Origin of the sequence: Acinetobacter sp. R933-2 (genome assembly GCF_030325485.1) — a bacterium.
Taxonomy (GTDB): Bacteria; Pseudomonadota; Gammaproteobacteria; order Pseudomonadales; family Moraxellaceae; genus Acinetobacter; species Acinetobacter sichuanensis.
Map to the genome: position 1 here is coordinate 134,915 of NZ_JACAIJ010000001.1, position 12,707 is coordinate 147,621.

General features: G+C 37.5%; 15 protein-coding genes. 9 read left to right on the plus strand and 6 right to left on the minus strand.

Going from position 1 to position 12,707, the window contains the following annotated elements; all coding sequences use genetic code 11:
• Window positions 1-159: 159 nt before the first annotated feature.
• On the minus strand, window positions 160-960 hold the full coding sequence (locus HX005_RS00620) for a YwqG family protein (RefSeq protein WP_286375934.1): 801 nt from the start codon (window positions 958-960) through the stop codon (window positions 160-162).
• A gap of 157 nt (window positions 961-1,117) precedes the next feature.
• Between HX005_RS00620 and thyA the strand changes: the two genes are divergently transcribed.
• From thyA to msrA, 5 genes are all read left to right on the plus strand, one after another.
• The gene (thyA, locus tag HX005_RS00625) at window positions 1,118-1,960 is read left to right on the plus strand and encodes a thymidylate synthase (RefSeq protein WP_107006776.1); all 843 of its coding nucleotides are present in this window, start codon (window positions 1,118-1,120) and stop codon (window positions 1,958-1,960) included.
• 102 nt (window positions 1,961-2,062) lie between these two features.
• Window positions 2,063-2,575 carry a dihydrofolate reductase gene (locus tag HX005_RS00630; protein ID WP_286375935.1) on the plus strand — a complete coding sequence of 171 codons (513 nt, stop codon included), beginning with the start codon at window positions 2,063-2,065 and terminating at the stop codon, window positions 2,573-2,575.
• A gap of 28 nt (window positions 2,576-2,603) precedes the next feature.
• Complete coding sequence (locus HX005_RS00635) at window positions 2,604-3,668, plus strand: Lnb N-terminal periplasmic domain-containing protein (protein WP_286375936.1); 1,065 nt, start codon at window positions 2,604-2,606, stop codon at window positions 3,666-3,668.
• 95 nt (window positions 3,669-3,763) lie between these two features.
• The gene (locus HX005_RS00640) at window positions 3,764-4,192 is read left to right on the plus strand and encodes an META domain-containing protein (protein ID WP_286375937.1); all 429 of its coding nucleotides are present in this window, start codon (window positions 3,764-3,766) and stop codon (window positions 4,190-4,192) included.
• Window positions 4,193-4,311: 119 nt separating this feature from the next.
• A complete protein-coding gene (msrA, locus tag HX005_RS00645) occupies window positions 4,312-4,830 on the plus strand; it encodes a peptide-methionine (S)-S-oxide reductase MsrA (protein ID WP_286375938.1) in 519 nt (172 codons plus the stop codon).
• A gap of 104 nt (window positions 4,831-4,934) precedes the next feature.
• Here the strand turns inward: msrA and HX005_RS00650 are convergent, their stop codons facing one another.
• From HX005_RS00650 to HX005_RS00670, 5 genes are all read right to left on the minus strand, one after another.
• A complete protein-coding gene (locus tag HX005_RS00650) occupies window positions 4,935-5,339 on the minus strand; it encodes an ExbD/TolR family protein (RefSeq protein ID WP_107006781.1) in 405 nt (134 codons plus the stop codon).
• On the minus strand, window positions 5,339-5,959 hold the full coding sequence (locus HX005_RS00655; protein WP_107006782.1) for a MotA/TolQ/ExbB proton channel family protein: 621 nt from the start codon (window positions 5,957-5,959) through the stop codon (window positions 5,339-5,341). Before HX005_RS00655 ends, HX005_RS00650 begins: the two co-directional genes overlap by 1 nt.
• 32 nt (window positions 5,960-5,991) lie before the next feature.
• Window positions 5,992-6,846: an energy transducer TonB gene (locus HX005_RS00660; RefSeq protein ID WP_286375939.1), complete on the minus strand. Its 855-nt coding sequence runs from the start codon at window positions 6,844-6,846 to the stop codon at window positions 5,992-5,994.
• A gap of 214 nt (window positions 6,847-7,060) precedes the next feature.
• Window positions 7,061-7,927, minus strand: a complete 867-nt coding sequence (gene purU / locus HX005_RS00665) for a formyltetrahydrofolate deformylase (RefSeq protein ID WP_107006784.1) — start codon at window positions 7,925-7,927, stop codon at window positions 7,061-7,063.
• A gap of 85 nt (window positions 7,928-8,012) precedes the next feature.
• A complete protein-coding gene (locus tag HX005_RS00670; protein WP_107006785.1) occupies window positions 8,013-8,705 on the minus strand; it encodes a TetR/AcrR family transcriptional regulator in 693 nt (230 codons plus the stop codon).
• Window positions 8,706-8,817: 112 nt separating this feature from the next.
• On the opposite strand from HX005_RS00670, the gene HX005_RS00675 reads away from it, so the two are divergent.
• The 4 genes from HX005_RS00675 to HX005_RS00690 all read left to right on the plus strand — a co-directional run bounded on the left by HX005_RS00675 (window position 8,818) and on the right by HX005_RS00690 (window position 12,702).
• Entirely contained in the window at window positions 8,818-10,266 is a 1,449-nt protein-coding gene (locus HX005_RS00675) for a coniferyl aldehyde dehydrogenase (protein ID WP_286375940.1), read from the plus strand.
• A gap of 165 nt (window positions 10,267-10,431) precedes the next feature.
• Window positions 10,432-10,668, plus strand: coding sequence for a 50S ribosomal protein L28 (gene rpmB / locus HX005_RS00680; protein WP_000048256.1), 237 nt, complete (start codon window positions 10,432-10,434; stop codon window positions 10,666-10,668).
• A 12-nt stretch (window positions 10,669-10,680) separates the two neighbouring features.
• Window positions 10,681-10,836, plus strand: a complete 156-nt coding sequence (rpmG, locus tag HX005_RS00685) for a 50S ribosomal protein L33 (RefSeq protein WP_003654787.1) — start codon at window positions 10,681-10,683, stop codon at window positions 10,834-10,836.
• 147 nt (window positions 10,837-10,983) lie between these two features.
• Window positions 10,984-12,702 (plus strand): cation:proton antiporter, encoded by a 1,719-nt coding sequence (locus tag HX005_RS00690; RefSeq protein ID WP_286375941.1) that lies wholly within the window; start codon window positions 10,984-10,986, stop codon window positions 12,700-12,702.
• The last annotated feature ends 5 nt before the right edge of the window (window positions 12,703-12,707 follow it).

The following is a 12,707-nucleotide window of genomic DNA, read 5'->3' on the forward strand; positions in this document are numbered from 1 at the left end:
TTTAAGTTGCTCTTTCTTGGTTTATTTTTAAAATAAAAAATCAATATCACTTTTAATTATATATTTATAATTTTTTATGCAATAGATTAATAACGTGAAGCCTATCACAAAAAACCCATTCTATCGAATGGGTCTTTTATTTCATAAGATGATCTAATTTTAAGAACAATCCCAGTTATAAAGCACTTTAGAAAAATCTCTTTTCTTTAAGTCATCAGGGTGAATAAAGAAATTGGCAACACCACAATCACCCCATAAAATTTCAACATCTTCCTGCCCTGAACTGTCCAGTTGAAAGAGTAAAATATAGTCCTTAAAACGACTCGTGCTTCGAGGGTCATCTTGCGTGAAATATGGATAGCCGCCTAAATGATGCCCATTTGCTGAAAATGCATCATCATATTCATCATAGATGTCTTCTGCGGCATCATCTTCCATTTCATAAGGATCAAAAATTTTCTCAGCAAATTCATGATCTCCCATAGAAATATAACGTTCTGACGCAACAAATTGCACAGCATATTGCCCTGTTACAGGGTTCATATCATGATCTAAATCTTGTGTAGGAAATGCTTGTAGCAACTGCGTTGTATCTTCAATCACTTGATCATAGTAAATGACCCGAAAGTTATTTTGCTTTTGTGGTTCATCAAAATCTAAACCCCATAAATCATCTTCAATATCAATAAAAAACTGTAAAATTCCTGTACTTGGATAGAGCTCATTTTGAGGCAGTTCAGCAAAATTGATCTGTGCTAAAAGCACCAAAGGTCGCTCTTCAGCATTGTGTGGATATTTATTTGTTAAAGGTAAATAAGGCTCACCCCCCACTTTGCTTTGCCACAATGATAACGTCTGTGCAGGGGACAAATTTAACTCGATTGCTGACTTTTTTGTTGCTAAAATTTGTGCTTTATATTGCTGAATATATTCAGAAAGTTCATTCCAGTTGACTTGCATCTTCCTTCTCTCTTGTTATCTCTAGTTAAAATAAATCAGTGTTTAGTATAAACTGAGAAGTTCAGTAAAAATATGACACGCTCAAAGTTAAACGTCATGAAATGTCGTGATCTACGTCACTTCAAAACGGACATGATGAGCCTAATTTGGAATTAATATGAAAGCGTATTTAGACCTTCTACAACATATCCTCGACAATGGTGGCGATAAAGGCGACCGTACAGGCACAGGAACTCGTTCTGTATTTGGTCATCAAATGCGTTTTGATTTGTCCAAAGGTTTTCCTCTTCTAACCACCAAAAAAGTTCACTTCCGTTCAATTGTGATTGAACTCTTGTGGTTTTTAAAAGGTGACACCAACGTCCAGTATTTAAAAGACAATAAAGTCAGTATCTGGGATGAATGGTCTACGGCTGAACAAACTGCACGTTTTGGTCGTCCAGAAGGCGAGCTTGGACCTGTATATGGTCATCAATGGCGTAATTTTGGTGCAACAAAACTGGAAAATGGCTTATATGAACATGATGGTTTCGATCAAATTCAATGGCTCATTAATGAAATTAAGACCAATCCAAACTCACGTCGTTTGATTGTTTCAGGTTGGAACCCGCAAGAAGCAGGTCAAGTCGCATTACCACCTTGTCACACCTTATTTCAATTTTTTGTACAAGATGGGAAATTATCTTGTCAGCTTTATCAACGTAGTGCGGACGTATTTTTAGGTGTCCCTTTTAATATTGCAAGTTATGCCTTACTGACGCACATGATCGCGCAAGTATGTGGTCTAGCTGTGGGTGATTTTGTTTGGACAGGTGGTGACACACATTTATATGCAAACCATTTTGAACAAGCTCAATTGCAATTAACACGTCAACCTTTAGCACTTTGTCAGCTTAAATTAAACCCTGAAATCACAGATATTTTTGATTTTAAATTTGAAGATATTGAAATTGTAGGTTATGAATCACATCCTGCGATTAAAGCCCCTGTTGCGGTTTAATTTCACAAAACCACTTTCAATAAAGCCCCTAAATTCCTCCTTTCAAATATTCGCCTCTCTTTAAAAGGAGAGGTCGAGAGGAATTAAAAAAATGAGCTCACTATGACATTTAAAAATTTAGAAGTTGTTCATGTTGTTGCAATGGATCAGCAACGCTGTATTGGTAAAGGTAATGATCTTCCTTGGCATATTTCAGCCGACCTAAAACACTTTAAAGAAATCACTCAAGGCGGTGTTGTGGTGATGGGACGAAAAACCCTCGAATCGATGGGACGTGCTTTACCTAAACGCGTTAACTGGGTCATTACTCGTGATCCAAACTGGTCTTTTGAGGGTGTTAAAACAGCAACCAGTATTGAACAGGCTTTAACTTTAGCAATTGCTGATGTTCAAGCTTCAGAAAAACCTGAAACTCTATTTATTATTGGTGGTGGTGAAATTTTCACACAAACCATTGCTATTGCTGATCGCTTGGAGCTTACTCATGTAGAGCTTAATGTACAAGGTGATGCACATTATCCAGAAATTCCAAATGAATTTAAGAAAATAGCGTCTGAGCAACATATTGATGACAAAACTGGGATTGCTTTTGAGTTCGCAACTTATCAAAAATAAGCTTGATCTCAGTTTATAATTTAAATATATGCAAAAAATTAAAAAAAAATCGCTTTTTCATGCACTTGGAATGGGGCTGATCCATTCCATTTTTAGCATTTTTGTCATTTTTTCTTCTATTTGGCTGTGCTGTGCACTTTGGTTTCAAGCACCTTTTGGTCTGTTCAGTCGTATTATGATTGGTCTTTGGATTTTATTTGCTTTCAGCATTTTAGGCATTTATATCAAACAAAATCTTTTTAGCCGTCATAAAGATATTCTAATTTATATCCTTGCATTTTTGTGTAGTCTACTTTGGTACTTTAATATTCCTGCCAAACAAGACCGTGAATGGAACCCTGAAGTAGACCGCCTTTTTACCTATAAAAAACAGGGTAATATTGTCACCATTCATAATATACGTAACTTTAATTGGCATACAGAAAATAAATACGATGTGCATTGGGATACCCGCAGCTATAACCTAGAGCATATTACAGGCGTCAATATTATTACTTCTTATTGGATGGGACCACAAATTGCACATACACTGGTTAGTTTTGATTTTTCTGATCAAAAACCCTTAGTATTTTCAATCGAAATTCGCAAAGAGAAAACGGAAAGTTTTTCTGCAATCGGTGGCTTTTTTAGAAAATATGAATTAAGTCTAATTGCTGCTGATGAAAAAGATTTGATCTATACACGCAGTAACATTCGAAATGAACAAGTGTATTTCTTCCCTGTCAAAATGCCAAAAACTGAAATGAAGGCTTTATTTACAGAATACTTAGAAAAAACCGATGAACTTGCTCAACAAGCCAAATGGTACAATACACTCAGTAGCAACTGTACAACGCTAGTTTTTGACATGGTACAAGCGATTTCACCGCATGAGTTACCTTTGGACTATCGCTTATTGGCTTCTGGCTATCTGCCAAACTATTTATATGATTTAGGTGCTTTAAATCAGCAATGGACAATCAAGCAATGGTATCAACGTGCGCATGTTAATCCTCGTACAGACCAATTCAAACATTTTGAATATCAAAGCAGTGAAAACTACTCTAAAGTCATTCGTGAAGGTTTAACTGAAAATATCCACAACGGTTTATGATTTAAGCATTTTTTTAATGCTTAGATACATTGTTAATCTAGTGATTTGCATCATTTTTTGCTTATATAGACCCAATTTATATTTTTGAGAAAGTCATGTTAAAAAATATTTTGTTGATCGGTTTAATTCCAGCAACACTTACAGTTGTTGGCTGTACAACAACCCCAACGGTTAAACAACAAGAAAATTTAAACCTCTTACAAAATAAAACGTGGGTGCTAACACATATTGGTAGCACAGAATATCCAAGTCAAACAAACTCACCGATGATTCAATTTAGTAGTGACTTACGTGTGAGCGGCTCAGATGGCTGTAATCGTATTATGGGCAACTATGCAGTTAAAGATCATCATCTAAACTTAGGCTCACTCGCATCTACAAAAATGTACTGTCAGGATATGACACTCGTAGAAAAATATACGACTGCTTTGCACAAAGTCACAGGCTATCAAAGCTATGATCGTACACTCAAACTAGTCGATCAATATGGTAATGTTGTTTTACAATATAAAACTACGCCATAACATCTTGTATTTACTTTAAAATAGATAAAAACCTGAAATCTCAGGTTTTTTATTTCATACAATTGATTTACTTTAAGATGGTTTTTTCTCTAGAAAATAAAATAGAAAGGAGGTCTTCGATGCAACAAGCATTATTTGGTGGTGGTTGTTTTTGGTGTACGGAAGCAGTATTTCTTCAACTTAAAGGCGTTGAAAAAGTAACGAGCGGTTATGCTGGTGGCAATACCCCACAACCCACTTATGAACAAATTTGTACAGGTACTACTCAGCATGCTGAAGTCATTCTGATTGATTTTGATGACAGTCAGATTAGCTATGTACAACTTCTGCATGTATTTTTTACCACACATGATCCAACCACACTCAACCGTCAAGGCAATGATATTGGCACACAATATCGCTCGGTGATTTATTATTTTAACGATGAACAAAAAGCACAAGCTGAACAACTGATTAGCGAATTAAAAGCACAGGACTTAGATATTGTCACAGAGTTATCTCCTGCTCCAACATTCTACGCTGCTGAAGAATATCATCAAAATTTTTATGCAAAAAACCCATCACAAGGTTATTGTAACTTTGCCATTCCACCAAAATTAATGAAATTACAAAGTCAGTTTAAAGACTTGCTTAAATAAAGCGAATTGTAAAATTAAAAAATATTGAAAAAACCATAAAATAAGCTATAAAAAAAAGCGATCTATCAAGATCGCTTTTTAAATTTTTAATGCGTAATTAACGCTTAATTATCGCTCATAAAGGCAAGATCGTTCAGTCCGGCTTCACTGGCACGAGACATGACTTGAGCAACTGTGTCATAACGAGCATCTTGATCTGCTCGTAACTGCACAGCAGGTTTTACAGTTTGCTGAGCCGCTTCACCAAAGCGCTTTTCTAGTTCAGGTAAACCAATCACCTGATCATTCCAAGCCACTTCACCCTCTTTATTAATACTGATTGTGATTGCTTCAGGTGGAGGATCAATAATTTCTGCTGTTGTTTTTGGTAAGGTTAATGGTATTGATGGGTTAGCAACGGTTGCAGTCACCAAAAAGATGATCATCAATACCAACATAATGTCGATGAGCGGAATGAGATTCATCTCATTCATGCCAGCATCGTTGTCTTCACCCAATTGAAAAGCCATTAAGCTTGACCTCCAACTAAACCTTTTTGTGTTGTTTGCGCTTCAACTTTCACAGTTGAATCTTGTTGTAACATGGTGTCAATCAATAAACCATGTGCTTGATCTTGTAGCTCATTTGACAAAGTACGATTAAAACGTACACAAATGTTATAAGCCAATACAGCAGGAATCGCGACTGCTAGACCTAAACCTGTCATGATCAATGCTTCACCTACAGGTGTTGCTACTTGTGCTAAACCTGCTTGACCACTTTTGCCCACAGCAACCAAAGCATGGAAAATCCCCCAAACAGTACCAAATAAACCGACAAATGGTGCGATTGAAGCGATTGTACCGAGTACAGATACCCCTTTCTCAGCATTGGCTTTTTCAACCGAGATTTGACGTAATAAAGCTTGTTCTGCAACAGCTTTACGTTGATCAAAACCTAAAGGCGCTAATTTTGCTTTCAGTTGGCTCAATGCCTGAGCAAGGTGAGCTTGAGCTTGCTGTTTAAGTTGACGTGTACCCATCAAACGTAGAATGAATACTGTCCATGTTGCAATAGACATTGCCAACAACACGAAATACAGTGTTTTACTGATGGCATCAGCATGTTGCCAATAAACGGAAAAGTTCATACTCGAACTCCTAATTATGTTAGCCGGTTAAATTATTGCCCAGAGGTTTGAAGATTTACAGGTAAGTCAGCAACCATGGCACGTCCATCATTTGACGGATTCATTCTTGCAGAACGTACAGCACTTCGCACTTCACGATCAAGGTTAGGCAATCCACTCGATTTAATCACAGTGACATCTGTAATTTTACCTGCTGGATTAATTTGAATACGTACAACCAACGATCTAGCTTGATTTCTCAGTAGGTCGTCGTCAAACTCAAAACTTGGACGATTTTTCCAAGAAATCTCACCTGCTGTTAATTTACGAGGTTGATTTGCTTCTTCTTGCTGACGACGTTGTTGTTCTAAACGTTGTTGCTCTTGACGTTGCTGTTCTTGCTGCTGACGCAATTGCTCTTGACGCTGCTGTTCTTGCTGCTGACGCAATTGCTCTTGACGCTGTTGTTCTTGTTGCTGACGCAATTGCTCTTGACGCTGCTGTTCTTGCTGCTGGCGTTGCTGTTCTTGTTCACGTTTAATTTTTTCATGATCAATCTTTTCTTCAGGCTGTTGAATTGCTTTCTTTTCAACTACAGGCTGCTTTTGAGTAATCAATTTTGGTTTTTCAATAGGTGGCGGCGGAGGTGTCACCTTTTTTTCCACTACAGGCTTAGGCTCAACTTTAGGTTTAACTGGTGGAGGTGGAGGCGGTGGTACATCCTCTTTAATCTGTACAAATTTGACCTGAATAGGTTTCTTTTCAATTGGTTGTAATTCAGGAGTTTTTAGATGACTCAATGCCCATAAAGCGCCCAAATGTCCTACAAGAACGGCTATTACAGCAGTAATCACCTTTTTCTTCATTGGATTTGGAGCCTGCATATTTGAAGTGGAAGATTGACTCATATGAATCTAAATACCTAAATCTCTGAGAGAATCACATACAAGATGGCTTGTTTAGATTAAACTCATCGGATAGAACAATTAAAGTGCAACAATAATAAATGAGAAGTGTTTTCATTTGCAACTACTTTTTAGAGAGTTTTTATTGATTTTATAAATTAAAAATGCAAAAAGGATGCCTAATTGCATCCTTTTTACTGATTAAAGCAAAGACAATTTATTGGAAAACAACCGTTTTATTTCCATCCACAATAATACGATCTTCCAAATGCCATTTTACTGCACGCGCTAAGACATTACGTTCCACGTCTTGACCTAATTCACGCAATTGTTCAACTGTAAAGTCATGGCTTACACGCTCTACATCTTGCTCAATAATCGGACCTTGGTCTAAGTCAGCAGTCACATAGTGTGCCGTTGCACCAATCAATTTCACACCTTTTTCATGTGCTTGTTTGTATGGATTTGCACCCACAAATGCAGGTAAGAAAGAATGATGAATATTAATAATCTTCATTTCCCATTTAGAAACAAATTCTTCATCTAAAATCTGCATATAACGCGCAAGAACAAGTAAATCATCACCTTGAACTAACTCATCAATTTTTGCATAAGCTTCACGTTTATTTTCTTTATTTACAGGTACAACATGGAATGGAATACCAAAATTTTCAACTGCGCTGCGTAAATCTTCATGGTTCGAAACGACTTGTGTAATTTGGCAAGCCAAACCACCTCGCGCATGACGCCAAAGCAATTCAAGTAAAGCATGGTCGACTTTTGAAACCAAAATACCGACTTTTTTCAAATCACTTACAAAAGCAAGACGCCAATGCATCTCATAACGTTCAGCGACATTTTGCGAAAAAGTTTGCAATAACGTTTCTTTACGGCTTTGCAAATTTTCAAGTTCAAACTCAACACGCATGAAATAACGTCCGCCCTGAGCTTCAGTTGCATATTGATCAAGCGCAGTAATATTTGCTCCTTGATGATACAAAAAGCTCGATACAGCTTGCACAATGCCTGGTTTATCTTCACAAGTAATCAGGAGACGTGCTGTGTTGGCAGTGGTCATGTTCATTTAATTGATATCACTTATACGTTAAATTGAAAAACAGCCAAATATTCTAACGCTTTTTAAAAAGCTTTCAATGATTGTGCGCTATTCAATCATGTTTTAATGTCGATAAACTCGCAAATAGCTCAGAAGAACCAAAACTTTCTAATAAGCGCTCATAAGTTTCTCGACTTTCACCCCGTAAATATGGACCTTCTAAAAATACCATTTGACGTAATGCTTGCCAGATCCATTTTTCATCTAAATGATTTGAATTACTCAAATGCCCTGACATATATAAAAAATTTGTCCAGTTGGTTAAAACAATCCAAATATTAATAATTAAAGCTTCAATTTCTGAGGCTGTCATTTGCATTAAACCTGCGTCGACAAAGGCATGATAAATTTTTTGCCCTTGTTGCATCACTTTTCCTGCAAAACGTGGATACACTTTTCTAAAGTCACCATTATTTTCAATTAAATGGTAAACATCACGGTGTAAAAAGCGATATTCCCAAAGTTGACTGCTCAAAACTTGAAAATAACGAATTTTATCGTTGGCATTGACTACACGGTCATCGGGTAATGCGAGCATGTCTAGCGTTTCTTTTTGATAACGCTCCATGAGCTCTTTAATGATCTCTTGTTTGTTTCGAAAGTGATAATACAAATTCCCAGGACTGATCCCAAGCTCAGCAGCGATATGATTGGTCGTGATTGAACGCTCGCCACGTTCATTGAACAACTGCAAGCTGATTTGCAAAATTCGATCTTTGGTTTTTACCGTTTTGGAGTGCGACATCCTAATACCATCTTTCAGCGTTAACATAGGCTAACATATAAAGTGACTTGACTAATTAGAGCTTTTACTCTAAAAATTATCATAAATCAGCTCCTCTCTAAAGGTGTTCGAGATGAACAGTCAAACAAAAACAAATTCAATGACTTCTTATTCCCCTGAAGTTCAACATTTACATGATACGCTCACTCAGCAAAAACAAGCGTATCAACGTTATCCCGTTCCAACTGCGAAAGAACGCATTGAACGTTTAGCACGTCTAAAAAAAGTGTTACTAAAATATCAAGATCAAATTGCAGAAGCAATTAATCAAGATTATGGTAATCGCTCTATTACTGAAACAAAAATCGGTGAACTCATCACCTGTTTAGAACAAATCAAATATTATAGTAAAAATCTAAGTACATGGATGAAGCCATCTAAACGTCATGTTGGCATCATGCATCAACCTTCAAAAGCGTGGGTACAATACCAACCTTTAGGGGTCATTGGTATTATTGCACCATGGAATTACCCATTAGTTCTTTCCGTTGGTCCGCTCATTTGTGCCTTGGCTGCGGGTAACCATGCCATGATCAAAATTTCAAGTTCATCAATGCATTTTGGTTATGTGTTGGAAAATGCACTTTCAGAAGCATTTCCACGTGAATTGGTTTCTGTTGTTACAGGCGGTGGCGTTATTTCTGATGCCTTTTCACATTTAGCTTTTGATAAAATTATTTTCACAGGTTCAACCAATATCGGTAAAACTGTGATGGCGGCTGCGTCAGAAAACCTAGTGCCTGTCATTTTAGAACTTGGAGGTAAATCACCTGCTATTGTTCATCCATCTACCGATCTTAAAGACGTTGCTCAGCGTTTAGCTTTTGGAAAGCTATGGAATGCTGGACAAACATGTGTGGCTCCTGACCATTTATTCTTACCTAAAGGCACAACTGCTGAGTTTGTTGAACAATTCAAAACTATTGTCAGTTCAATGTATCCTCATCTTGCACACAATCAAGATTACACATCTATCATTAATGATAAACAATTTAATCGTGTGCAAAGCTACTTAGAAGATGCTCAAGCACAAGGTGCTCAACTGGTAGAAATCAATCCTAAACATGAAGACCTCAACCAAGTCCGTAAAATTGCACCAACATTAGTCACAGGTGTAACGACTGAAATGGACATTATGAAAAATGAAATTTTTGGTCCTGTATTACCGATTATGGAATATGATCAAATTGATGATGTGATTGACTTTATTAATAGCAGACCTCGCCCACTTGCATTATACTATTTCGACTTTGACGATGCGCGAGCACAATATGTCGCTCAGCGTACCCATTCAGGGCACTTTGGTCAAAATGCATTATTGACCCATGTTGCACAAGATGACCTACCATTTGGTGGTGTTGGTGCATCAGGTATGGGGAAATATCATGGTCCAGAAGGTTTTTTCAACTTGTCGCATGAACGCTCTATGATGTCTATGCCAAAACTATTTAGCATAAAATTCATCCTACCGCCATTTGGCGGCGCTGTTCATAAAATTTTAGAGAAAACTTTTATCCGCTAAATGATCAAGGCATGATCTATCGTCAAAGATCATGCAGTGTTTTCACCGATTCCGCTTGTCTTTTAAGCGGAATTTTGGTATAAAACGCCCCTTGAAAGAATTCAATCCGTTTTATTTTGACTGGCCATACAGATTTGCTGTTGGCTAAATCAATGGAGTTACACCATGTCTAAGGTTTGCCAAGTTACCGGCAAGCGTCCAGTCGTTGGTAACAACGTCTCACACGCCAACAACAAAACTAAACGCCGGTTCGAGCCGAACCTGCACCACCACCGTTTCTGGTTAGAAAGCGAAAAACGTTTTGTACGTCTTCGTTTAACCACTAAAGGTATGCGTATTATCGACAAATTGGGTATCGAAAAGGTTGTTGCTGACCTACGTGCTCAAGGTCAAAAGATCTAAGGAGTCCGAACCATGCGTGATAAAATTCGCCTAGTTTCTACTGCTGGTACAGGTTATTTCTATACCACAACTAAAAACAAACGTACTATGCCGGAAAAAATGGAAATCAAAAAATTTGATCCAAAAATCCGTCAACACGTAATTTTCAAAGAAGCTAAAATTAAATAATTTTAGTTTTCTAAAAAATACGACCCTTTTGGGTCGTTTTTTTTGCCTTTTTTTTATGCAAATTGTTAAAATTGTCTCACTTTATTTTTGGCACTCTTTGTGCTTTTCTTTTTCATTCACGTTATCCCATCTTTCAAGGAGTGTTTAGTGCCTCATGATGTAGACTTGATTATTTTACTCGCCGTGGGTTTTGGTATTGCCCTCATTTTTGGCTATATCGCTGCTCGATTACGCCTCCCCCCTCTGATTGGTTATCTGATTGCTGGCATTATTATTAGTCCAAATACGCCAGGCATAGTGGCAGATCTGGCACTTGCTAACCAACTTGCTGAACTTGGTGTCATGTTTTTGATGTTTGGTGTTGGGATGCATTTTTCATTAAATGATTTAATGCAAGTACGCCGCATTGCCTTACCGGGTGCAATCTTACAAATTACTGTTGCCACATGCTTAGGCATGATCGTATCGCATTTTTGGGGCTGGAGTTGGGGTTCATCTCTCGTTTTTGGTTTAAGTTTATCTTGTGCCAGTACTGTCGTTTTGCTTAAAGCACTTGGAGATAAAGGCTTACTTGACTCCGTCAACGGTAAAATCGCAGTAGGTTGGTTACTTGTTGAAGACCTTGTAATGGTTTTAGTCTTGGTACTTTTACCTGCGACAGCGGTTTTATTAGGTGGACATGCGCTTGCAGGACAAGCATCAGATGAAAATATTTGGCTCACCCTTGGCATCACGTTATTAAAAGTTTCAGGCTTTATTGCTTTCATGCTCATCATTGGGAAACGTCTGGTTCCACTGATCATGCAATACGTTGCTCGTTTGGGCTCTAGAGAGCTTTTTACGCTAACAGTCGTGGCAGCAGCCGTTTCAATTGCTTATGGCTCATATGCGATTTTTGGCGTATCTATGGCACTTGGCGCTTTCTTTGCAGGCATGGTTGTTAAAGAGTCTGATTTTAGTCATCGAGCAGAAGAAGAAACGCTACCTTTAAGAGAAATTTTCTCTATTTTATTCTTTGTCTCTGTCGGGATGTTGTTTGATCCTCATATTATTATTGAGCAACCTTTACATATTTTAGCTGTGATTGCCATCATCATGATTGGTAAAACCGTCGCTGCAATGGCATTGGTTTTATTCTTTCGTTATCCAATGAATACAGCCTTGACCGTCGGTGCAAGTTTAGCGCAAATCGGGGAATTCTCTTTTATTTTGGCAACATTGGGATTGTCACTGGGTTTGCTTACTCCTGAAGCACAAAATTTAATTTTAGCAGGGGCTTTATTTTCAATTACTTTAAATTCATTTTTATTTTCAGCAATTGAACCTGTACAAGTTTGGATTCGAGAACATTCGCATCTTGCTCGTTTACTAGAACGTAGTGGCGACCCTCTAGCGATGTTACCTGATGAAGTAGATCAAGATTATCTACGTGATCAAGTTGTTATCGTTGGGCATGGTGAAGTTGGACGTCGTATTACTAAAACCTTAATGGATGATGGTATTAAAGTCGTTATTGCTGAAGAAAACCGTGAAATTGTTGAAAATCTGCGTGAAAAAGGTATTGCTGCTGTTTCTGGTCGCGCCACTGAACCCAGTGTACTCATTCAAGCTCATATTCAACATGCTCGTTTGTTGGTTATTTCTCCAATGGATATCTTAGATATTCATAAAATTGTCGATACTGCCAAACTACTCAACCCTCAAATTCAGGTTTTAGTTTGTGCTGAAAGCAAAGAAGAAGCTGAAATTATTCGTCGAGATCAGATTGGTCAGGTTTATTTTGCTAAAGAAGAAATGGCGAAAAATATGAGTAATCATATTTTAAATCAGATTCAAATTGCGCATCATCACGAACCAACACATTGATTCAT

Coding starts and splice junctions, on each gene's coding strand:
- HX005_RS00620 (WP_286375934.1), bottom strand. CDS start 960: ATGCAAGTCAACTGGAATGAACTTTCTGAATATATTCAGCAATATAAA.
- thyA (WP_107006776.1), top strand. CDS start 1,118: ATGAAAGCGTATTTAGACCTTCTACAACATATCCTCGACAATGGTGGC.
- HX005_RS00630 (WP_286375935.1), top strand. CDS start 2,063: ATGACATTTAAAAATTTAGAAGTTGTTCATGTTGTTGCAATGGATCAG.
- HX005_RS00635 (WP_286375936.1), top strand. CDS start 2,604: ATGCAAAAAATTAAAAAAAAATCGCTTTTTCATGCACTTGGAATGGGG.
- HX005_RS00640 (WP_286375937.1), top strand. CDS start 3,764: ATGTTAAAAAATATTTTGTTGATCGGTTTAATTCCAGCAACACTTACA.
- msrA (WP_286375938.1), top strand. CDS start 4,312: ATGCAACAAGCATTATTTGGTGGTGGTTGTTTTTGGTGTACGGAAGCA.
- HX005_RS00650 (WP_107006781.1), bottom strand. CDS start 5,339: ATGGCTTTTCAATTGGGTGAAGACAACGATGCTGGCATGAATGAGATG.
- HX005_RS00655 (WP_107006782.1), bottom strand. CDS start 5,959: ATGAACTTTTCCGTTTATTGGCAACATGCTGATGCCATCAGTAAAACA.
- HX005_RS00660 (WP_286375939.1), bottom strand. CDS start 6,846: ATGAGTCAATCTTCCACTTCAAATATGCAGGCTCCAAATCCAATGAAG.
- purU (WP_107006784.1), bottom strand. CDS start 7,927: ATGAACATGACCACTGCCAACACAGCACGTCTCCTGATTACTTGTGAA.
- HX005_RS00670 (WP_107006785.1), bottom strand. CDS start 8,705: ATGTCGCACTCCAAAACGGTAAAAACCAAAGATCGAATTTTGCAAATC.
- HX005_RS00675 (WP_286375940.1), top strand. CDS start 8,818: ATGAACAGTCAAACAAAAACAAATTCAATGACTTCTTATTCCCCTGAA.
- rpmB (WP_000048256.1), top strand. CDS start 10,432: ATGTCTAAGGTTTGCCAAGTTACCGGCAAGCGTCCAGTCGTTGGTAAC.
- rpmG (WP_003654787.1), top strand. CDS start 10,681: ATGCGTGATAAAATTCGCCTAGTTTCTACTGCTGGTACAGGTTATTTC.